Genomic DNA, 20540 nt, shown 5'->3' on the forward strand with positions numbered 1-20540 from the left:
TGCGCTTGGAAAGCGAACAAGATAGGTAGAACCCGTTCGGGCAGTAGCGCAGCCTGGTAGCGCACTTCACTGGGGGTGAAGGGGTCGTCGGTTCAAATCCGGCCTGCCCGACCAAGCCGTTTCAACGGCAAAAAGGCAAAATCTCCTGTTGCCTAAACCTTCCCCGCCCCTCCCCACTCTTGCAAAGGTCCTGTCGGGCCAATAGCTTCGGCACGAGGCGCCGGGTGCAGGCGCTCGTCGTGGGGCGACGCAAGGGGCCGATGAAACCGTTTTCCAGATTTTCCATAACCGTCAGCCTGTTCACGGTGACGTTGAGCGTTGCCCTGGCGCTGGCGGCAACCATCATTTCCTATACGCACTATGCCAACCGCGAGACGGCGCTGACGGCCGGGCGCGAGCTCATGGAGCGGTCCGCCGAAGTCGTGCGGCTGCAGACGGCCTCCTTGATCGAGCCGATCAACGCCATCGCGCACTATTCGGGAGACTGGCTCGACGTCAATATCGACCCCAAGGCGAGCGGCCACCCTGCCCGCAAACGGCTGATCTCGTTTCTCTCGGCGATGCCGCAGATCGCCAACATCTATATCGGCTACGAGGACGGCAGCAATTATCTTGTCGGCGCCACCCGCACGCTGCCCGAAGCCCGCCTGGAGGAGATGGGTGCGCCGGAGGGCACAGTGTTTCGCGAGCAGATCATCCTGAGGGGCGACCGGGCCAGGCCCGTCCAGATCGAGCGCTTTCTGGACGAGAACAGCGTCACGCTGCACACCAATTCAAACGAGGACGAGATTTCCTACGATCCACGGGAGCGGCCCTGGTACGAACAGGCCATCAACAGCCCCCTGGTGGAGCGGACGGACGTCTACCTGTTCACCGGCTCGAAAAAACCCGGCCTGACTGTCAGCAAGCGGCATGCGCGCGGCGTCGTCGGCGTCGATATCACGCTGTCGGACCTCAGTTCGTTCCTTGATTCCGAACCCCAGGCGAGAACCGGGGTTCTCGCGATCATCAGCCATGAAGGCACGCTGCTCGCGCACTCCTCCCTCAAGGACAGCCCGGACGGCGACGACAGATATGCTGCCCTGGCGGCCCTGCAGGAGCAGGTGCGCAATCCGGAGCGTGAAACGATCAAGACGGTTGAAGTCAGCGGCCATCCATGGATGACGCATATATCGGCGATCGGGCTTGGCGCGGGCGAGCGCGAAAATCTCGCGATTGCCCTGCCGTCGCGCGACGTGATCGGCGAGATCACTCGGGCGTCTCAGCGGACGATCCTCGTGTCCGCACTTATCGCGCTGTGCAGCATCCCGTTCATCTGGCTCGTCTCGCGCTCGCTGTCACGCCCGCTCAAGACCCTGGCGAAAGGCACGCAGCGCATCCGCAACTTCGATCTCGACCGGCCGTTTTCGCGCTCATCCGTGGTCAACGAGGTCTTCCAGCTCGAAACAGCCCTGGACCAGATGCGCACATCGCTTCTGACCTTCGGCAGATATGTGCCCAAGGCCCTTGTTCAGCAGATGATCAAGCGGCAGGAAACACCCGAACCCGGCGGCGAAAAGCGAGATGTCACAGTCCTCTTCATGGATATAGAGAACTTCACCGCCATGTCGTCGAAGCTCCCGCCGGAAGAAGTCATGAACCGGATGTCGCGGTATTTCGAGGTGGTCACACAGACGCTCCTGGCGCACGAGGCGACAATCGACAAGTTCATCGGTGACGCCGTCATGGCATTCTGGAACGCACCGAACCATGTCGACGATCACCCGGTAAAAGCCTGCCGTGCCGCGCTCGCCGTGATCGAGGCGTGCAAGGCCGAGACGGATTCCTGGTCCGACGCGGACATCCTGCCTCTCAGGACCCGCATCGGCCTTCATTCCGGCGAAGCCATTGTCGGCAATGTCGGCAGTTCGGACCGCCTGAACTACACGGCGCTTGGCGACACGGTGAATTTCGCCTCGCGGCTCGAGGGACTCAACCGGGAAAAGAAAACCAGCATCCTGGTCAGTGCAGAGCTCGCAAAGCGCGTTGAAGGCCGCATCCAGGTCCGCTCGGCAGGAGACGCGCGCGTCAAGGGATACGACGACACCATCGAAGTGTTCGAGTTGACGGCGGCGCATACAAAGGACGCCGGCTAGAGCTCTTGCCCGAGCCGAAGACCATCCGGCAAGCAAAGAAAAACCCGCTCGGCATCACGATGCCGAGCGGGTTCGAATTCCTGAACGGGACGCAGGCTTACGCAGCCTGACGCCGCCTCCAGCCAACAAATCCAAGTACCGCGAGCCCTGCTCCCAGAAGTGGCAAGGCCGCCGGAAGCGGCACAGGCGTGACGCGCACAGCGTCGACGTCGAAGCCACCGGTCGACAATCCGCGGGTCGGAGACGTGTCCATGATACGCACCGTGTCGAATGTCCCGGCCAGCGCTATCGGCACCACTCCGCCGCCCTGGGCATCGTCATTGCCGATGGATGCGATGAGTTGGAAATTGATCCCGTCGCCCACGAAGATCTGGGCAGCCTCAGGCCAGTTCAGAACATTTCCGAACGTGATTTCGAAAACGGACACGCTCGTATCGAAAAGCGTTCCGAAAGTCAGGTCGATATAGCTTCCGAAACCGATCTCGAAAAACGAACCGTCATGCGCACCGAGCGCATTCTCAGCGTTGCCGCGATCGTTTGCGCTGCCGCGTGCCGCGTTGGCATCATACGTGATGGAGGTCGCGTAGCCGTTGTCAAAGCCGCCGGCCCCGACCGTATTCCACATGGGTGCCGCGGTGGCGGCAGCTGGCCCCGCGAACAGAATTCCTGCTGCAATCACAGCGCGCACAGTTCCAAGCATCTGAAAATCTCTTTTATTGATTCAACTTTTATGCATTACAGCTGCTTCGTAGCTGCTTGGCGACTGATGTGTCAACGCATTTCAGGCCTTCTTTAACCTTACGTAGCGTCGTTCAATACTTCATGGTTAACGCGCTCCACGCGATCCGCCCGTCCTCACACGTCGCACGGGACTGTCCACTGCCATCGGGACAGATCAAACCGTTGCGGATTGGAGATACCTTAGGCTGTGGTGTAGGCTGCTCCAACCGGCGCTGCGACGCCCAAGTTGCATGCCCAGGCCGGCTTCAGTCCGCTGAAAAAGATGGGCCGGACCAGGACGCGGAAACTGAAAAGGAGCCTTGCCAATGACCATGATCAGGAACCGTCTGTTGTCCAGCGCGGGCGCGTGCGCCGCACCAATTCTGCTGGTGCTTGCAGTATCGCCTTCTCCTGCCTCCGCTCCACTTCTCGTCACGACCGGCGCAGACACCGGCGAAGGGTCCTTTCGTACGGCACTTGAGACGGCGTCCCGGGACACCCAGACAAGGCCGATCTTCATCGTGACGGGTGATGACATCGACATTCAAACAACCCTTGCCTATTCGGGCCGCGCACCTCTTGAAATATACGGCAACGGACAGACGGTTCATGCCCGGGAAAACGTGACGCTGCTCGAAATCTCCGAGGGCGCCGACCTTTCCGTTTCGAAACTCCATTTCAAGGGCCCGGGCGGCTTCAGCATCGAAAACCGCGGCGACGAAGCCGGCTCAGGCGGAAAGGGTATTTTTCTCGATGTGAGAGACGATCAGACCGGGGTCGTTCATATGACGCTTGAAAACGTCTCGGTGTCCGGCGTTGCCTATCATGGCATACATATTTCGGATTGCGACCTTGCCGACGCATGCGGCGGCGGCAGCGGCGGCGGTGGCGACGGTGCCCCGGCCTCCATCAATGCGCAGCTTACGGATGTCAGGATAGAGAGAGTGGGTCTCGGCGCGTTTGACGCCGACGGGATCCGGGTCGACGAACGCGGGGACGGCGACATCACGTTCGTTTCCTACAACTCCGTCTTCCGCAAGGTGGGCGCGGACGGCGTGGAGCTCGATGAAGGCGATGCCGGGAGCGTTTACGCCTCTGCCGTCGAGAACCGGTTTCTAGACAACGGCGATTACTGCGACCCCAGGATCCTGCACAGCTATCTGCCCGATGAGCCCGATGGGGAGTTCGATGATGGGGAGAAAAGCGAAGCCGACCTCCCTGCAGCCGTGACCGGCTCGCCGGACGACCGTTGTTTTGAACGCGAGATATCGCTTCATGCGTCCGGGTTCGTCGAAGAGTATGAATTCTCAATCGATCTTGATGACGGCATCGACATCGACGAAGCAGGTGACGGCGACCTGGTCGTGACGATGACCGACAGCGAAATCACCGGCAATCTCGACGAAGGTGTCGACCTGGACGAGGAAGACGCAGGCAATGCCGTCATCTCCCATGTCAGGTCGTTTGCCGATCACAACACGGATGACGGATTTCGGACGTCAGAATCAGGCCCGGGCGACCTGACAGCAGTCGTCTACGAAGTCGGCGCGTGGAAAAACGGCGGCAACGGATTGCGCTTCGACGAAGCGGGCCAGGGAACGGTCACGGTAACCATCCACAGGGTCACCACCGCCGGAAACGACGACGGCAACGATACGGGCATACGCGTTTCAAGAGAGGGCGACGGCAAGGGCACGTTGACGGTGGATCAGTCGGACCTTCGCGATGGAATCGATGCGCGCAATGTCGAGGTCGTTGACGTGAAGTGAAGCCTGCGCACAAAAACGTCGCGTTTTCGTGGTTTCATCAAGTCGCGACACGGGCCGAACATGGTTCGCTCCCGCAAATGTGCTTTCATCCGGGCCACGATGGATCGTAATGTTCCCGTCTTTCGAAATTGAGTCGGGCTGTCGCTTTGTCAGGCACGGAGATTGGTGCAAACTTGATCGAAAATGGCTATATTAAGCGTGTTTTCATCCAGCCGCTTCCAGAGCCGCGATGAAGACCTATAAGAAAGACCGTGCCGGACAGACATCCGGCAGAATCGTTCTGAGTTGTCACGGACCAAGGGACTTCCGGTGACAGGCGGAGGAAACTGAATGCAAATCAAGCGCGTTGATCCGGCGAACATGAAAGGATTGGCGGGTCAGCACATACAGGAGCTTGAGGCTTTCCTGAGGGCAACGGACGGAAAGTTCCGGCCGGACATGCCCCAGTTTCATCGTGTCGTCTTCACGTCGATCGCCGCCAATGGCGACCATATCCCGCAGATCGGATATGTCGGACAGAGCAGTTACATCAAGGAAGTGATGGAAGGCCAGTTCGGCAGCGATTTCGCGTCAGCAATCCGGAGCCAGGATCCCAAGTTCGACCAGGCCGTTGCCGGCGGGTTCGCACGGGCCGCACAGGGCGACAGGGTCTTTGAACTCGTCGAGATGGAGGTGACGCCTCCCGGCGCGCTCACCAACATACCGGTCAGCTATTATCGTCTGATCGAAAGGCTGTGGCTCGGCACGCCGAAGCCGGTTCTCGTGAATCTCACCCTGCCGACGACGGCGCAGTTTCATGAGCATCTATTTTTGCAAGATAGAGAACGTCTGACGGCCAGTTGAACAGGAACATGTCGTCCTGCTTCCTGTCCTCCGGCGGGTTCAACCATCTCGTGGCGTAGGGATACCTGTGGAACGCCCCGTAGATATCCCCCAGGGATTTGCGCACCCTGTCCGCTCTTGCGAGGCCGACACACGCGTTGGCGTCCTGCCACGTCGCCAGCCCGAGATACAGGTTCATCCGCGCAATGAGCGCCAACCGCTCCAGCGACAGCCGGGCCGAGCCGTGACCCGAGACATTCAACGCATCGCCGGAATAGATGACCTTGCCTTGTATGTCCTTCATCGGCGGACACACCCAGGATTCGTCGACCGGATACTCCGGCCCGTAAATCCGGGACAGTTGCACCCTGTGGTAGTCGAGATACTGCATCGCGCCGGTATCGAACAACTGGCTGCAATAGAATGAAACAGGTTCGTCATCGGCAAAGGCCACGTGGCAGAAACCGTTGTGGCCGTTGAAGTCGAAAAACCGCGTCTGGAAAAAGGGGGTGACGTCCTTGCCGCACTTTTCAAGCGCCGGAATGACTTCGCTGAAATCCCGCAGGACACGGGCCGTGCAACCGAGCCCGTAGAGCCTGGCCCGGCACGCTGAATACGCATTGAACAAGATCGAAACGTCTTCAGGTCCCAAGGAACCCCCCAATTACGTCAAGTCGCAGGTCCGCATGATCGCGATCAGCAGGAGATGAACAGGATGATATTCCTAACGGTCTTCCGTGGAGAGCGGACACCAGAAGCCGCTCCAATCCCGCAACAGGATCGGTCCGGACCTCACTGACACAGTATTATTCCCTATTCGCTGTTTTGACTAGAAAAAAACGGCGAATTTACCATAAATTGGAACTTATTTGGAAAATGAAGACTGTTAAATTCCAGTAAAATTTTATCTATTATCCGTATTGGCAGCAACTTTCTTAAAAGCTGCCCCAAAAGTACGGCAGATGCAGCCATCACAACCGCTAATATACTCGATAAATTCGGTTTTCGCACGCTATAAACTGAATAGATTTGGGTTCGAAACGCAAATACAGGCATCTGCTTCAGATATTGATAAATTTCCGCAGGCCAAGCTGCCCACGCGTCGGGCCTTTGCCACACAGGTGCTCTTCTTCTTCGCGCAGCGAAACGTTTTCGGTCAAATCTGGAGAGAGTCGTGCAGCGGTATTGGCGCGTTTCCCCTCTTCCCGCTGTACCCGGCTGCCTTGCAAAACAGATGGAACTTGAAAACTTGTCCTCAATGCCGGATGTCAGAAGGCGGTCCCTTGCAAAACCCGGACCTTGAAATGAACCACCGCCAACAATCCGTGCGTTCCAGATCAGTGAGACCTGAATGAGCCCGTCGCCGCTCCCCGCCTTCGATCCCCTGTCCGATGCGTTCGCGAAAGATCCCTATCCCTTTTACGAAGCCCTGAGAGCCCGGCCGGGCCTGACCTATTTCGAGGATTTCGATGTCTGGCTGGCAGCAAGGTTCGACGATGTGTCGGACATCGTCATGAATGACAGGATGGTCCGCTCGCTCGATCACATAGCCGACGCTGAAGAAATCGCAGAACAGAAACGTGCAGGCAACTGGCACGACATGCCGCATCACAGCCGTTTCGTTCAGTTCTCCCTGCTCGACAGCGACGGCGACGTGCATGACCGCCTGCGAAAGCAGGTTTTCAAGCTGTTCACACCGGTGATGGTCAACAACCTGCGCACCAGCATTCAGGCTTATGTGGACACGCTGTTCGACGCGCTCGAGGATAGAACCGGGATTGATTTCGTCGAAGACCTTGCGGCACATGTCCCCGGGCACATCATCGGTCGCATCCTCGGCGTGCCGGACGCGGACTGCCCGCAGCTCCGGACCTGGTCGGAAAACATCGTCCAGTTCTTCGATATCGACAGATCCGATGACCGAAAGGAACTCGCCGAACGCAATACGACGGAGTTCTATCACTATCTTCTGGAGCTGAAGGCAGCCCGCGAGAAAGCCCCCAGGGACGATCTCCTTTCGGTCATGATAGAGGCGGAAAGACAGGGTCACATGTCGCATGACGAGTTGTTCTCCACGGCCATGCTGATCCTGATGGCCGGGCACGGCTCGACAATCGACGTTCTGGGCAGCGGCATGCACGCGCTTCTGACGTTCCCTGCCGAACTGCAGCGCCTGCGCGACGAGCCGGGACTGATGAAAACAGCGGTACAGGAGATGTTCCGGTACGAATCCCCCCTGCCCTTTTTCCACCGTTATTGCACGGAGGATGTCGAGATTTGCGGTCAGGACTTTCCGCGCGGGACCAAGTTCGGTGTCTTATACGGTGCGGCGAACCGGGACCCGAAGCAGTTTCCGAACCCAGACCGCTTCGATGTCGGGCGCGTACCCAACTGGCACGTGGCATTCGGGCGCGGCGCGCATTTCTGTCTCGGCAATCACCTGGCGCGGCTCGACATGGACATCATTTTCTCGACTTTGCTGAAACGCTTCAATTCGATAGAACTTGTGGAAGAGACTGTGTCCTACAAACGGGGTTTATCGGTCAGGGGACCTGAAACGCTCCGTATTCGATGGAAAAATATCTGAGCCGGGCATGCGTCCCGGATGTCCCGAAATCCTGGGCGTGTCCTTCCGGTCCGCTCTCAGATAAACCTGAAAACGAGAGAACCTGCCATGTCCTTGCCAGCGAATTTTCGACAGCACCCCCGCAAGGGCGGTTTTCTCAAACAGACCGCTTCCGTCTGTCTCGCCGGGCTGGCGGTTGCCGGATTGCCTTCTCCCGGCAAAGCGGAAACAGTTTCGGTCGGCCCGCGCCCCGCCTATCTCGTCAGCCAGATGGCGGACAGCGACCTGAAAACAAAGCTTGAGAGCTGCATTGGCCAGCCGGTAGACAAGACCCTGTTTTCGATTTCCCATCGCGGGGCACCGCTGCAATTTCCCGAGCACACCGAGGAAGGCTACCGCGCAGGCGCGCTGATGGGTGCCGGCATCCTGGAATGCGACGTCACCTTCACCAAGGACAAGGAACTTGTCTGCCGTCATTCGCAGAGCGATCTGCATACGACGACGGACATCCTCGCGACGGATCTGGCCGGCAAATGCACCGGCGCATTCGTCCCGGCGCAAGGTGACACACCGGCTTCCGCCGAGTGCCGGACATCGGACATCACTCTTTCCGAGTTCAGGACCTTGCGCGGCAAGATGGACAGCGCCGACAAGACCGCGCAAACCGTCGACGACTATCTGAAGGGAACCGCGGACTGGCGGACCGAACTTTACGGCCATACGGGAACCCTGATGACCCACGCGGAGTCGATCGACCTCTTCAAGGATCTCGGTGTCAAGTTCACACCGGAACTGAAGGCACCAAAGGTTGCCATGCCGTTCGACGGATTTTCGCAAGCCGACTATGCGCAGAAGCTGATCGACGACTACAAGGCGGCCGGTGTGGCTGCGGAGGATGTGTTCGCCCAGTCCTTCAATCTCGAGGACGTTCTCTACTGGATCGAAAACGAGCCAGAGTTCGGCAAACAGGCGGTCTATCTCGACGGGCGGCGCAATCTCAATCCCCTCGACCCGTCAACCTTCTCCCCCTCCATGGCCGAACTGAAGGAGATGGGCGTCAATTACCTGGCACCGCCGCTTTTCGTGCTCCTGACCCTGGAAGACGGCAAGATTGTCCCCTCGCCCTATGCCGAAGCCGCCAAGGCAGCCGGGCTCAAGCTGATCACCTGGACGCTGGAGCGTTCGGGCCCGCTCACTTCGGGTGGCGGCTGGTACTACCAGACCGTGGGAGAGGCAATCGACAGTGACGGAGACATGATGGACGTCATGCACGTCCTTGCACAAGACGTGGGTGTGGAAGGCATTTTTTCCGACTGGCCGGCAACGACGAGCTTTTATGCCAGTTGCATGGGATTGAAATGAGGCTGTGCCTTCGACGCCGGGATTGTGAACTTTGCTAATACCTTGTTCACCGATTTTGTTTACCCTTACGCAGCGTTGAAAACAGTCTGCGGTCAATGAGTTGAAAATACATCCTCTTTCAAGCGTCGACAGCCAGATCCTGCATCAGGAATTTCGGCCATTGGGCGGTGACAGGATCCGGCATATCCTTGCCGAAGCGGCCGAACATGTCGGGCTGAATGCGGAGGACTGCGTTCAGCAGGAAAGCGGTTCTGAACACGACATCGCCATTCAAATCGCGGATTTGAAAGTGTCGGTCGTGCAGTCGATCCCGTTTGCCGAAGACGACTATCTGCAGGTTGCCCTCGACACATTTTCCCTTGAAAACTTCATCAAGGGCGACCAGCGCATCGACGATGCGGTGACAGCCTGCACGCATGTTTCCATCCAGCCCGTTTCCGGTGACAACGTGACGGCTCTGAATGGTTCCGGCGCCCCGGGCGCCGGCAATCAGGCCGTTTTCGAGGACACGGAGCGTGCGCTCCGGGCCATGTCGTTCGCCAAGGCGATCGTGACGGGCCTTCTGGCGGAGACGGACCCTGTCTCGGTCTTCTGGGGCCCGAGCACCTTTCTGCTCGAACCGGAGACATTCAGGCGGCTGGCCGCGGCGAAAGAAGAACTGCTCCTCTACCTGCACTGTCACCTGTATTCCGAAGACGATCCGAAGACCGGCGAGACACTGACCGGTGTCGTCGCCGCCGGTGCCCAATGGCTTTTGGGACGGTACGTGGAGATCAAACCGTGTCCGCAACCGCCCGAATATCTGGTCGAAAAGGTCTATGATTTCGTTCGCACGGCGCTCAAGTCCGACAGCATCGGAACCGACGGGCTGTCTTTCGGCAGAGACGAAGACGAGAGAATCGAGATCCGTATGGAACCGTCCGAGGGCTACGCCCCGGGGCGGATCCTGTTGCAAGTCGGAAACAGTGACGCGCAGGTCCCTGCAGACGAAGCTGAGAGCGAACTTGCGCAAGACGCTTCTGCCGCCGCCGCCGAAGAAACCGATCGCGCTCCGCTCGATCCGCCAACTGCTCCCGCGCAGCACCGGCTTCCGGCAACAGCCGATTTCCGGGATTTCGATGATGACGACGCAGAGCTGGACCCGGATAATCCGGTTGATGCTGCCATCCTGCAGCGGTTGGCGGAACTGAACGACGCCGGAGCGGACGAAGAAGTCGCCATCGCCGAGGAAGACGTTCCGATGCCCGCGGAAGACGAACCGGCTCCGATTGCGGTTGCGGCAGAACCGGTTCCCGAACCTGTCTTGGCAGACGCCGGCGACCAGGTAACCGAAAGCGTCGAGGCCGGGCAACGGCCAAGACCAAAGAAGCCTCAACCCAAGCGCATGTCCATGGCCGAACTCAGGAGTTTCGCGCAAGAAGCTCAGGTCGCCCAGAAGGACCGGGACGTTTCGACAAAAAAGCGCGGCTTTATCGGAAAGATGTTCAACGGAAAAACAGGCTGACCGGCTGCACGCGTTACCTGGCCTGATCCAGGGTCCGCTTGCATTCCAGCAATTCAAACAGGGTCGCCTGCAGCCGGCGGATATCTTCCTTGGAAACCGCTGACTGCCCCGTTGCCGAACCCGGTGTCGGCTTTTCCCCCCTGAGCCTGTTCAGGAAATTCATCCCGCCGGACGCAGGCGGCGAAGATGTCTCTTCACTGTTTTCCGGAAGAACGCCATTGGGCAAGGCTTCTTCCGGCATGGGGGTTTGTTCCGATGCGACGTCCGGCTGGGCTTCGTCGGCCTGCACGGTCATCGTGGCCAATGGCGAGGCATCTTCGCGCCAGATCTGGGTTACGAAGCGCTGGCCCTGTTCCTTCAGGATGCGTTGTACGCCCTTTATGGTGTAGCCTTCACCGTAAAGAAGATGCCGGATACCCTTGAGAAGTTCGACATCATCGGGACGATAGTATCTGCGTCCGCCACCGCGCTTGAGCGGCTTTATCTGGGAAAACCGTGTCTCCCAAAAGCGCAAGACATGCTGCGGCAAGTCCAGATCTTCTGCGACTTCGCTTATCGTTCGAAAGGCGTCCGGGCTTTTTTCCTGTGAAGTCATCCGGTCGTTGTTATTTGCTTGCCTGCCCTGTCAGCGCATCATTGATCCGCTGCTTCAAAACGTTTGACGGCTTGAACACCATCACGCGACGCGGTGAAATCGGTACTTCCTCACCTGTCTTCGGATTGCGGCCGATACGCTCACCCTTGGAACGGACCACAAATGAACCGAAGCTTGATAATTTTACCGATTCGCCGGTAACAAGACAGTCCGAAATTTCAGAAAGTACACGCTCGACCAGTTCTGACGACTCGGTTCGCGAGAGGCCGACCTTTTGATAAACGGCTTCACACAAATCCGCACGGGTAATAGTCCGATTGCCCATGACCCCTCCACAAAGATGCCAGCGATCTGGCTGATTTTGCAATGGAACTCCAACGCAAGGCCCTACGGTATTGCCTCACGGCGGGCCGGTCAACCGGAACTCCACCTCAAGATAATATTTGTCGGCAATGGACTTGCCGCCGATTACCAGCGCAGGAGAACCGATCCCCAGGTGAAGCCGCCACCCATCGCCTCGAGCATCACGAGATCGTTGTTTTTGACACGTCCGTCCTTCAGCGCCGTGTCGAGCGCCAGAGGGATCGAAGCTGCAGAGGTGTTGCCGTGCAACTGCACGGTTGTGACAACTTTTTCAGGAGCGATGCCGAGCTTTTTCGCGCTCGCGTCAATGATGCGCTTGTTCGCCTGGTGCGGCACGAACCAATCCAGGTCCTCCGACGTCAATCCCGTTGCCGCGTATGCGTCCTCGATGACGTCCGTGATCATGCCCACCGCATGCTTGAAGACCTCACGGCCTTCCATGCGAAGATGTCCAACCGTCTGCGTCGACGATGGTCCACCATCGACAAAGAGCTTATCCTTGTGGCGGCCGTCCGAGCGCAGGTGGCTGGTGAGCACGCCCCGGTCGACATTCGTGCCCGAGCCATCGGTTTTCTCCAGCACCACGGCTCCCGCGCCGTCGCCGAACAACACGCAGGTCGTCCTGTCTTCCCAGTCAAGTATCCTGGAGAAGGTTTCAGCGCCAATGACGAGGCAGCGCTCGGACACGCCTGCGCGAATATAGGCGTCCGCCGTCGTCATGGCATAGACGAAACCAGAACAGACGGCCTGCACATCGAAGGCGAAGCCCTGGGTGATGCCCAGCTTGGCCTGCACCGTCACGGAGGTTGCCGGAAACGTGTTGTCGGGCGTTGCAGTTGCAAGAATGATCGTATCGATGTCTTCCGCCTTGCGCCCGGCGCTGTCCAGCGCACGGCGCGCCGCCTCCAGCGCGAGATCGGACGTCACCTCGCCCTCGGCGGCAATGTGACGTTGCCTGATGCCGGTCCGCTGGACGATCCACTCGTCGGACGTGTCGACCTGCCTTGCAAGATCGTCATTGGTAAGAACATTGTCGGGCAGATAACTGCCGCACCCGGTCACGGTCGAACGGATTACGCTCACAAATCACCTTCCGTTGTCGGCGCGGCTTCAGCGAAGCGGCCGCGATGGTAGTGCACAAGATCCTGCGCGATCTTGTGCGTCAATTCGTTTTTCACCATGTCATAGGCCAGATCAATCGCTGAAGCATAGCCTTCAGCGTCCGTGCCGCCATGGCTTTTGATCACAATTCCGTTCAGCCCGAGAAAGACGCCGCCGTTCACCTTGCGCGGATCCATTTTTTCACGAAGCAGGTCAAAGGCACCCTTGGCGAACAGGTACCCGATCTTGGACATAAAGGTTCGATTCATCGCGGAGCGCAAGTAACTGCCGATCTGCTTCGCAGTGCCTTCGGCTGTCTTGAGCGCAATGTTGCCTGCAAATCCCTCTGTCACGACGACATCGACCGTACCCTTGCCGAGATCATCCCCTTCGACAAAGCCTGCATATTCGAGGGAACGCAGCGGTGTTTCCCGCAGAAGCCGCCCGGCGGTCCTGACGTCCTCGAGCCCCTTGACCTCCTCGACACCGATGTTGAGAAGACCGACGCTCGGGCGCTGAACGCCAAACAGCGCGCGCGCCATCGCCCCGCCGAGAATGGCGAAGTCTATCAGTTGCTGCGCATCGGCGCCGATCGTCGCCCCGACATCCAGAACGACCGACTCCCCGCGCGTGGTCGGCCAGATCGCGGCGATGGCCGGTCGTTCGATATTGGCCATCGTGCGCAGACAGAATTTCGACATGGCCATCAAGGCGCCGGTGTTTCCGGCGGAGACGGCCACGGAGGCATCACCGGATTTCACCGCTTCGATGGATCGCCACATGCTGGAGCGCCAGCGGCCCTGCCGCAATGCCTGGCTCGGTTTCGTATCCATGGCGATGGAAACATCGCAATGATGCAGCACCGACGCGTCCCGCACGCGCGGGTACTGTTCCAGCAACGGGCGAATGACGTTCTCGTTTCCGTAAAGCAGGAAGCGGATCTCGGGGTGACGAACAAGTGCGATCTCTGCGCCGGGAATAACGACTTCGGCCCCGCTGTCGCCGCCCATGGCATCCAAGGAAATCGTAATTGTCTTCGCCATTCAGAAGGTCTTTTAACGTTTCACACAAAAGGACGGCACAGGTCAGCGCACCTACGGGTCAACACCCTTCCCGAAGGGGCTGGAGTCGGGCGCGAACATAACGGTTTTGCCCGGAGTGACAACCGTTTTCCTGAACTCTTTCCGAACTTACGCCCAAAACATCCGCCTATGACATTGCACAGATGCCCGGCACGCACCACGAAACCCATTATTTCAGTCTTCCTGCCCGGATTTTAAAGCCTCCAGCGCCGCGAAAGGGGAAGGTTCCTTCTCGCCTTCGTCTTCCTCGCCGGTTTCCGTCTCGCCACCTTGAAACTCCACGCCGGGTTTTCGCGGAAACGGATCGAGCGAAAGCGCGAGTTCCTCGCAAATGACCGCTCCGAGGTCAACGACACCGTCAACGACAAGATCGGGGGGATCCAGGGCCTCGAGATCGATCTCGATCTCGCCGTCGTCGTTCAGATCCCGGATCTTGCCGGACCTGCTCGACGCCGGTTCGAAGGTCCGGTCCACCTCCAGTTTCAGCTCGCTTTCGAAGGGCTCCAGCGTCACCACGCAGGTTTGCGTCACCGACGCCAGAACCGGGCCGACGACCCGGACACCGGCCTTGCGATAGGGTTTCAGCGTGAAGCGGGCCTCCAGGTCGCGGATGCGAACGAAGTCATACGCTGCGGCAATTGCTTCCAGAGCGGCGGCATCGGGCTTCACGGTGATCGTCTCATCCTTGTCGACGACCCGATTCGCATTCACCTTGAAAGCGTATGGGAATGTTTCTTTTTTCATTTTCCGGTTTTCCGCTGCCGTTTACACCGGCAAATCCTTGTAGGCTGCAGGATTCGGCCAACTCAGCTTTCCCTGCATGAGGTCAGCGGTTGCCTGTCCCGACATTATGTCTGCTGCGTCCAGCATATACCTGGCAAGACGCATCTGCGCCATCGGCTCGGGATTGTCGGGAAACAGATTGCGTCCCACCGCGGCTGCGAGCGCTTCCGCGTCGGCAGCGTCAATGGCGGGAATATACGCATCCGCCCTGCCGTAGAAGGCTTCCCCCATCACCTTGACCTTCTTCGGAACGCGCGTGTCGCTCACGCCCATTTCACGGAGGGAGGCGTCCATGTCCTGGAAAAACAGATCGAATACGGCCTGGGCGAATTGCGAGACCTTCGCGCCCTCGCCGCGCATCCGCCTGAAATAAAGCACGGCGTGCAGAACGATAAGATCAAATCTGCCGTCAATCGTATCCGGTACAAGAAAGTCTGTATAAAACTCCGGCTGCCGCGCTTGAGCCACGATTTCACAATAGACCTCGTGTTCAGCTTCTGTGGACCGGCGGCGAAACAGGCCGAATACCATGACCGTCTCCATTTGACTCAGGTGTTGCCTTGTGCCCTATCCCACGATAGTGAATTTGCCAAGCAACGAAATACAAGATCGGCCGGTGTGGCCTGGCGAAACGGGACTTCTTAGATGAACTTCAAGGCGAGCGCCCTGATCCTTCCGCTTCTGGCGACCCTGCCGCTCGGCGGTTGCTTCACCTCCACCTATACGCATGGACATGTGGTGACGACATCCATGCTGAACCAGGTGCAGGTCGGTTCCAGCCGAGAGCAGGTTGAACTGGTTCTAGGCTCGCCCTCGACAACTTCAAGCCTGAGCGGGGATGCCTATTACTATATCTCCCAGAAAACGGCGACCACGGCCTTTCTGTCCCCCGACATCGTTGAGCAACGCGTCGTGGCGATCTACTTCGACGATGACGGATTTGTTCAGGATATCGGCAACTACACGCTCGAAGACGGCAAGATCGTCGATATCGTCACCCGCAAGACACGCACGGGCGGTGCGGATTACGGCTTCCTGACGCAGATCCTCCGGGGTGCGACCAACCCGGGTCTTGGGCTCTAGGGTACGGACACCCAGGCAAAACAGACAACGGCGCGCAGCGGCAGGTCAGCTCGCTGCTACGCCAGTCGGTCTGGTGAAACGCAACTGCTGTTTCCGGGCGTCAACCGCCCTCTCCTTCGGCCCCTGTTCCATTGAGTGCCGGCGGAACCAGCGTCCCTGGGACCGCGCCTTGCCCCTGCTCTACACCGACGCATAAGGCCGAGCTTGTGAAAGCTGCCGCTTTCAGAGTAAACCGCATGTGTTCAAGGGAATGGCGCAAGCGCCTGCAAGCCAGTGGCGCGAACAGCCTTCCGAACGGCTTTTCAGGCCTCCTCACCCAGGTTCGGGGTGCGGAGGTGATCAAAACAAAGAAACAGAACCCAGGGCGCGGGAATTCAATTCATGAAAGTTGCGAACAGGAAAAGAATTCTCGTCACGGGCGGCGCCGGGTTTCTGGGGTCGCATCTGTGCGAGCGCCTTCTGGATGAAGGTGCCGATGTCTTGTGCATCGACAATCTCTACAGCGGCACCAAGGACAACATCTCCCATCTGCTCGCAAACCCTCATTTCGAGTTTCAACGGCACGACGTCACGTTTCCGATCTATCTAGAGGTCGACGAGATCTACAATCTCGCCTGCCCGGCGTCGCCCGTTCACTACCAGCGTGACCCGGTCCAGACGACCAAGACGAGTGTCCACGGTTCCATCAACATGCTGGGCCTCGCCAAGCGCACCAGGGCACGGATCTTTCAGGCCTCCACGAGCGAGGTCTACGGAGATCCCGAGGTTCACCCGCAAACCGAAGACTACTGGGGCCGCGTCAATCCGATTGGCGTCCGCTCCTGTTACGATGAGGGCAAGCGCTGCGCGGAAACGCTCTTCTTCGACTACAACCGCCAGCACGGCCTGGAGATCAAGGTCGCCCGCATCTTCAACACATACGGGCCGCGCATGCACCCCAATGACGGGAGGGTCGTCAGCAATTTCATCGTGCAGGCCCTGCAGGGCAACGACATCACGATCTACGGAGACGGGCTTCAGACGCGCAGCTTCTGCTATGTCGACGACCTCATTGACGGCTTCGTCCGCCTGATGGCCTCGCCCGGTGAACTGACCGGGCCGATCAATCTCGGCAATCCGTCCGAATTCACGATCCGCGAACTCGCAGAAACCGTTCTGGACCTCGTCGGCGGGAGCTCGAAACTCATCTACCGCCCGCTTCCGCATGACGACCCGAAACAGCGTCAGCCGAACATCGCGCTGGCAAAGTCGGAACTTGACTGGGCTCCCAAAATCCCCCTCAAAGAGGGACTCAAGAAGACCATCACCTATTTCAGGGAACTGTGAACCTTGATGATCCCGACGGACGCCCGCATCATTATCGTCACACCGGTCTACGAAGACTTCGAGGCCAGCAGCCGGCTGTTCCAGGAGCTGCAGGCAGAGCTCGGCGACAGTGTCTATATCGTTGCCGTCGACGACGGCTCGGTCAAACAGCCGCTTGATACCTCAAGCCTGGACCAGGCAGGCGCCAGGGGAACCGTCCTGAAGCTGAGACGCAATGTCGGCCACCAGAAGGCGATCGCGATCGGCGTCGGGTATGTTTCAACGCATATCAGCGACAACCAGTTGGTGGTCGTGATGGATTCCGACGGGGAGGATCTCCCCTCTTCCATACCGAAACTGCTGAGCGTGCTCAGCAAGGACGATGTCGATGTCGTTGTTGCACGGCGCAAGAGCCGCTTCGAGACGATGCGCTTCAAGACCTTCTACAAGATCTACAAGCGCCTGTTCCGCATCATCACCGGCCGGACGATCAGCTTCGGCAACTTCATGGCGATGAAGCCGATGGGCGTCAAACGCCTGGCGGCCATGCCGGAGCTGTCGATCCATGTCGCATCGGCGGTTCTCGCGTCCAAGCTCCGGATTGCGACCTGCCCCCAGGACCGCGGTCCGCGCTATGCCGGCCAGTCGAAGATGAATTTCGTCGGCCTCGCGCTTCATGGCTTCAAGGGCATGATGGTCTTCGCCGAGGACGTTCTTGTGCGCGTCGGCATCGCCTCGGCGATTGTCGCCGCACTGTGCGTCGTTTTCGGATCGACGGCCGTCATCCTGAAGACCATCGGCTATTCGACGCCCGGTTGGGCGTCGGTCGTGCTCGGCATCATGATCCTCATGTTCCTGCAGACCGGCGTCCTTGCGCTCATGACCCTCATGCTCACCGGGGTCGTCCGCAGCGGAACGGTCACGTCGGAACTCGACTACCAGGATTTCATCGATGAAATCCTGGTTAGCCGGCAGATCTCACCCCAGAGCAAAATCGTTTCCTGATCCATCCAAAAAAGAAACGGCGAGCCTCCTGAGAGACCCGCCGTTATTCGTTTCGGCAGAAGCATTCCCGCTCGCAGGGCGAGCGGGAGGTTTCCGTCAGTGTGCCAGGATCGCCAGGAGCAGGAGCGCCATGATGTTGGTGATCTTGATCATCGGGTTCACCGCGGGTCCGGCCGTGTCCTTGTAGGGATCGCCGACCGTATCGCCCGTGACGGACGCCTTGTGCGCTTCGCCGCCTTTTTCGTGGGTGACGCCGTCCTTGTCGGTAAAGCCGTCTTCGAAGGACTTCTTGGCGTTGTCCCAGGCGCCGCCCCCTGCCGTCATCGAGATGGCCACGAAGAGGCCGGTCACGATCACGCCGAGCAGCATGGCGCCGAGCGCGGCGAACGCATCCGCCGGCGTGGCGACCGCGCGAACGACGTAGAACACGACGATCGGCGACAAAACCGGCAGCAGCGAGGGTATGATCATCTCGCGGATCGCGGCCTTGGTCAGCATGTCCACGGCACGCCCGTAGTCGGGACGCTCCGTGCCCTCCATGATGCCCGGCTTTTCCTTGAACTGGCGGCGGACTTCCTCCACCACGGCTCCGGCAGCTCGGCCGACGGCCGTCATGGAGATACCGCCGAAGAGATACGGCAGCAGTCCGCCGAACAGCAATCCGGCAACGACATAGGGGTTGGAGAGCGTGAACAGCGTGTCCACGTTGATGCCCGCGAAGATCGATCCTTCCTCAGCCGTGCTGGAGAAGTATTTCAGATCCTCCGTGTAGGCTGCGAACAGCACGAGTGCACCCAGACCCGCTGACCCGATCGCGTAGCCCTTGGTCACGGCCTTGGTCGTGTTCCCCACCGCATCGAGCGCATCCGTTGTCGTACGAACTTCCGCAGGAAGATCCGCCATTTCCGCGATGCCGCCCGCGTTGTCGGTGACCGGCCCGAAGGCGTCAAGCGCCACGACCATTCCGGCAAGCGCAAGCATCGTGGTCACCGCGATCGCGATGCCGAACAATCCGGCAAAGCTGTAGGTCACCAGGATACCGGCGATGATGATGATCGCCGGAAGCGCTGTCGCCTCCAGAGAAACCGCGAGACCCTGGATCACGTTGGTGCCGTGACCGGTGACCGAGGCCTGGGCGATCGACTTCACCGGACGGTATTCCGTCCCGGTGTAATACTCCGTCACCCAGATGATGAGTCCGGTCACAATCAGGCCGACAATACCGCACACGAACAGGTCGAAACCGGTGAAGGTGGCTCCGCCGGACGTGGTGTACTCGGTGCCGGATCCCAGCCAGCCGAAGACAATCACGGCCAGGGCAACAGCCGACAGCACAGATGTTGCGATAAAGCCCTTGTAGAGCGCACCCATGATCGAGTTGTTTTCGCCGAGCTTGACGAAAAAGGTGCCGATGATCGACGTCACGACGCAGCTTGCGCCGATCAGAAGCGGCAGCAGCATCAGGTCGGTCGCGGCTTCGCCGGTGAAGAAGATCGATGCCAGAACCATGGTTGCCACCACGGTCACCGCGTAGGTTTCGAACAAGTCGGCCGCCATGCCTGCACAGTCACCGACATTGTCGCCGACGTTGTCGGCAATCGTTGCCGGATTGCGCGGATCATCCTCCGGGATACCCGCTTCGACCTTGCCGACAAGGTCACCACCGACGTCGGCGCCCTTGGTGAAGATACCACCGCCGAGACGCGCGAAGATCGAGATCAGGGAGGCACCGAAGCCCAGTGAGACGAGTGCATCGATAACCGTGCGGTCCGTCGCCTCGTATCCCATCATGCCTGTCAGGATGGCGTAATAGACGGCGACACCCAGCAGCGCCAGGCCTGCAACCAAAAGGCCGGTGACGGCACCGGCCTTGAAGGCGATTTCCAGCCCGGCACCAAGGCTCTGGCTGGCGGCCTGCGCCGTGCGCACATTGGCACGAACCGAGACCATCATGCCGATATAACCGGCAGCTCCTGAAAGGACGGCCCCGATGGCAAAACCGATTGCCGCGGGCCCGGACAGCAGTATCCACGCGAGCACGAAAACAACCGCGCCGACGATGGCGATGGTTGTGTACTGCCTGTTGAGATAGGCACTGGCCCCTTCCTGAATCGCTCCCGCGATTTCCTGCATGCGGGCATTTCCCGCGTCCGCCGCCATGACGGACTGGATCGCCCATGCGCCATACGCAATGGACAAGAGGCCACAAACAACAATGATGACAAGCTCGATCATACTTCCTCCCAGAACTGCGGCGGATACTTGTTATCGTTGTTTTTGCCGCCAGATCGCACCCCGCACAGATTCCTCAGCGTGAGGCGCGCACACGATAGCAACAAAGCGGA

18 protein-coding genes and 1 tRNA gene are annotated in these 20540 nt (G+C 59.2%); 10 read left to right on the forward strand and 9 right to left on the reverse strand.

All coding sequences use genetic code 11. From position 1 onward, the window contains the following. Positions 1-37 precede the first annotated feature (37 nt). Both ACO08A_RS28275 and ACO08A_RS28280 read left to right on the forward strand, forming a co-directional pair. Positions 38-114 (forward strand) — tRNA-Pro (locus ACO08A_RS28275). 146 nt (positions 115-260) lie between these two features. Further along, positions 261-2135 carry an adenylate/guanylate cyclase domain-containing protein gene (locus ACO08A_RS28280; RefSeq protein ID WP_422039177.1) on the forward strand — a complete coding sequence of 625 codons (1875 nt, stop codon included), beginning with the start codon at positions 261-263 and terminating at the stop codon, positions 2133-2135. Positions 2136-2232: 97 nt separating this feature from the next. Here ACO08A_RS28280 and ACO08A_RS28285 read toward each other — a convergent pair whose 3' ends face one another. After that, on the reverse strand, positions 2233-2835 hold the full coding sequence (locus tag ACO08A_RS28285; RefSeq protein WP_422039178.1) for a VPLPA-CTERM sorting domain-containing protein: 603 nt from the start codon (positions 2833-2835) through the stop codon (positions 2233-2235). Positions 2836-3181: 346 nt separating this feature from the next. Here ACO08A_RS28285 and ACO08A_RS28290 point away from each other — a divergent pair, with 346 nt between their 5' ends. Together ACO08A_RS28290 and ACO08A_RS28295 are read left to right on the forward strand one after the other, a co-directional pair. Next, positions 3182-4624: a hypothetical protein gene (locus ACO08A_RS28290; RefSeq protein WP_422039179.1), complete on the forward strand. Its 1443-nt coding sequence runs from the start codon at positions 3182-3184 to the stop codon at positions 4622-4624. A gap of 330 nt (positions 4625-4954) precedes the next feature. Next, entirely contained in the window at positions 4955-5467 is a 513-nt protein-coding gene (locus ACO08A_RS28295) for a hypothetical protein (protein WP_422039180.1), read from the forward strand. Here ACO08A_RS28295 and ACO08A_RS28300 read toward each other — a convergent pair. Next, positions 5394-6098, reverse strand: coding sequence for a hypothetical protein (locus tag ACO08A_RS28300; RefSeq protein WP_422039181.1), 705 nt, complete (start codon positions 6096-6098; stop codon positions 5394-5396). The genes ACO08A_RS28295 and ACO08A_RS28300 overlap by 74 nt on opposite strands. Before the next feature lie 699 nt (positions 6099-6797). Here ACO08A_RS28300 and ACO08A_RS28305 point away from each other — a divergent pair. From ACO08A_RS28305 to ACO08A_RS28315, 3 genes are all read left to right on the forward strand, one after another. After that, positions 6798-8033 (forward strand): cytochrome P450, encoded by a 1236-nt coding sequence (locus ACO08A_RS28305; protein WP_422039182.1) that lies wholly within the window; start codon positions 6798-6800, stop codon positions 8031-8033. 87 nt (positions 8034-8120) lie between these two features. Beyond that, positions 8121-9374, forward strand: a complete 1254-nt coding sequence (locus ACO08A_RS28310; protein ID WP_422039184.1) for a glycerophosphodiester phosphodiesterase family protein — start codon at positions 8121-8123, stop codon at positions 9372-9374. 100 nt (positions 9375-9474) lie between these two features. Beyond that, entirely contained in the window at positions 9475-10878 is a 1404-nt protein-coding gene (locus ACO08A_RS28315; protein WP_422039185.1) for a hypothetical protein, read from the forward strand. A 13-nt stretch (positions 10879-10891) separates the two neighbouring features. Here ACO08A_RS28315 and ACO08A_RS28320 read toward each other — a convergent pair whose 3' ends face one another. The 6 genes from ACO08A_RS28320 to ACO08A_RS28345 all read right to left on the reverse strand — a co-directional run bounded on the left by ACO08A_RS28320 (position 10892) and on the right by ACO08A_RS28345 (position 15333). Continuing rightward, positions 10892-11473 carry a MerR family transcriptional regulator gene (locus ACO08A_RS28320; RefSeq protein ID WP_422039186.1) on the reverse strand — a complete coding sequence of 194 codons (582 nt, stop codon included), beginning with the start codon at positions 11471-11473 and terminating at the stop codon, positions 10892-10894. A gap of 10 nt (positions 11474-11483) precedes the next feature. Beyond that, positions 11484-11798, reverse strand: coding sequence for an integration host factor subunit alpha (locus tag ACO08A_RS28325; protein WP_023003819.1), 315 nt, complete (start codon positions 11796-11798; stop codon positions 11484-11486). Positions 11799-11941: 143 nt separating this feature from the next. Next, complete coding sequence (locus ACO08A_RS28330) at positions 11942-12919, reverse strand: beta-ketoacyl-ACP synthase III (RefSeq protein ID WP_422039187.1); 978 nt, start codon at positions 12917-12919, stop codon at positions 11942-11944. Next, positions 12916-13980: a phosphate acyltransferase PlsX gene (gene plsX, locus ACO08A_RS28335; protein WP_421982462.1), complete on the reverse strand. Its 1065-nt coding sequence runs from the start codon at positions 13978-13980 to the stop codon at positions 12916-12918. Before plsX ends, ACO08A_RS28330 begins: the two co-directional genes overlap by 4 nt. A gap of 213 nt (positions 13981-14193) precedes the next feature. Further along, positions 14194-14763, reverse strand: a complete 570-nt coding sequence (locus tag ACO08A_RS28340; protein WP_422039188.1) for a YceD family protein — start codon at positions 14761-14763, stop codon at positions 14194-14196. Positions 14764-14784: 21 nt separating this feature from the next. Continuing rightward, positions 14785-15333: a ubiquinol-cytochrome C chaperone family protein gene (locus ACO08A_RS28345; protein WP_422039189.1), complete on the reverse strand. Its 549-nt coding sequence runs from the start codon at positions 15331-15333 to the stop codon at positions 14785-14787. A gap of 114 nt (positions 15334-15447) precedes the next feature. On the opposite strand from ACO08A_RS28345, the gene ACO08A_RS28350 reads away from it, so the two are divergent. From ACO08A_RS28350 to ACO08A_RS28360, 3 genes are all read left to right on the forward strand, one after another. Then, entirely contained in the window at positions 15448-15885 is a 438-nt protein-coding gene (locus ACO08A_RS28350; protein ID WP_421982459.1) for an outer membrane protein assembly factor BamE, read from the forward strand. 381 nt (positions 15886-16266) lie between these two features. Further along, positions 16267-17211 (forward strand): UDP-glucuronic acid decarboxylase family protein, encoded by a 945-nt coding sequence (locus tag ACO08A_RS28355; protein WP_422039190.1) that lies wholly within the window; start codon positions 16267-16269, stop codon positions 17209-17211. Positions 17212-17217: 6 nt separating this feature from the next. Next, entirely contained in the window at positions 17218-18195 is a 978-nt protein-coding gene (locus ACO08A_RS28360; protein WP_422039191.1) for a glycosyltransferase, read from the forward strand. Between the two features lie 96 nt (positions 18196-18291). Here the strand turns inward: ACO08A_RS28360 and ACO08A_RS28365 are convergent, their stop codons facing one another. Continuing rightward, the gene (locus ACO08A_RS28365; RefSeq protein ID WP_421982456.1) at positions 18292-20430 is read right to left on the reverse strand and encodes a sodium-translocating pyrophosphatase; all 2139 of its coding nucleotides are present in this window, start codon (positions 20428-20430) and stop codon (positions 18292-18294) included. Between the last annotated feature and the right edge of the window lie 110 nt (positions 20431-20540).

The sequence above is a fragment of the Roseibium sp. genome (assembly GCF_965232425.1).
Taxonomy (GTDB): Bacteria; Pseudomonadota; Alphaproteobacteria; order Rhizobiales; family Stappiaceae; genus Roseibium.

What these genes read in the sequence shown, in the direction of transcription:
- ACO08A_RS28280 (WP_422039177.1), top strand. Translation starts at nt 261, where the DNA reads ATGAAACCGTTTTCCAGATTTTCCATAACCGTCAGCCTGTTCACGGTG.
- ACO08A_RS28285 (WP_422039178.1), bottom strand. Translation starts at nt 2,835, where the DNA reads ATGCTTGGAACTGTGCGCGCTGTGATTGCAGCAGGAATTCTGTTCGCG.
- ACO08A_RS28290 (WP_422039179.1), top strand. Translation starts at nt 3,182, where the DNA reads ATGACCATGATCAGGAACCGTCTGTTGTCCAGCGCGGGCGCGTGCGCC.
- ACO08A_RS28295 (WP_422039180.1), top strand. Translation starts at nt 4,955, where the DNA reads ATGCAAATCAAGCGCGTTGATCCGGCGAACATGAAAGGATTGGCGGGT.
- ACO08A_RS28305 (WP_422039182.1), top strand. Translation starts at nt 6,798, where the DNA reads ATGAGCCCGTCGCCGCTCCCCGCCTTCGATCCCCTGTCCGATGCGTTC.
- ACO08A_RS28310 (WP_422039184.1), top strand. Translation starts at nt 8,121, where the DNA reads ATGTCCTTGCCAGCGAATTTTCGACAGCACCCCCGCAAGGGCGGTTTT.
- ACO08A_RS28320 (WP_422039186.1), bottom strand. Translation starts at nt 11,473, where the DNA reads ATGACTTCACAGGAAAAAAGCCCGGACGCCTTTCGAACGATAAGCGAA.
- ACO08A_RS28325 (WP_023003819.1), bottom strand. Translation starts at nt 11,798, where the DNA reads ATGGGCAATCGGACTATTACCCGTGCGGATTTGTGTGAAGCCGTTTAT.
- plsX (WP_421982462.1), bottom strand. Translation starts at nt 13,980, where the DNA reads ATGGCGAAGACAATTACGATTTCCTTGGATGCCATGGGCGGCGACAGC.
- ACO08A_RS28340 (WP_422039188.1), bottom strand. Translation starts at nt 14,763, where the DNA reads ATGAAAAAAGAAACATTCCCATACGCTTTCAAGGTGAATGCGAATCGG.
- ACO08A_RS28345 (WP_422039189.1), bottom strand. Translation starts at nt 15,333, where the DNA reads ATGGTATTCGGCCTGTTTCGCCGCCGGTCCACAGAAGCTGAACACGAG.
- ACO08A_RS28350 (WP_421982459.1), top strand. Translation starts at nt 15,448, where the DNA reads ATGAACTTCAAGGCGAGCGCCCTGATCCTTCCGCTTCTGGCGACCCTG.
- ACO08A_RS28355 (WP_422039190.1), top strand. Translation starts at nt 16,267, where the DNA reads ATGAAAGTTGCGAACAGGAAAAGAATTCTCGTCACGGGCGGCGCCGGG.
- ACO08A_RS28360 (WP_422039191.1), top strand. Translation starts at nt 17,218, where the DNA reads ATGATCCCGACGGACGCCCGCATCATTATCGTCACACCGGTCTACGAA.
- ACO08A_RS28365 (WP_421982456.1), bottom strand. Translation starts at nt 20,430, where the DNA reads ATGATCGAGCTTGTCATCATTGTTGTTTGTGGCCTCTTGTCCATTGCG.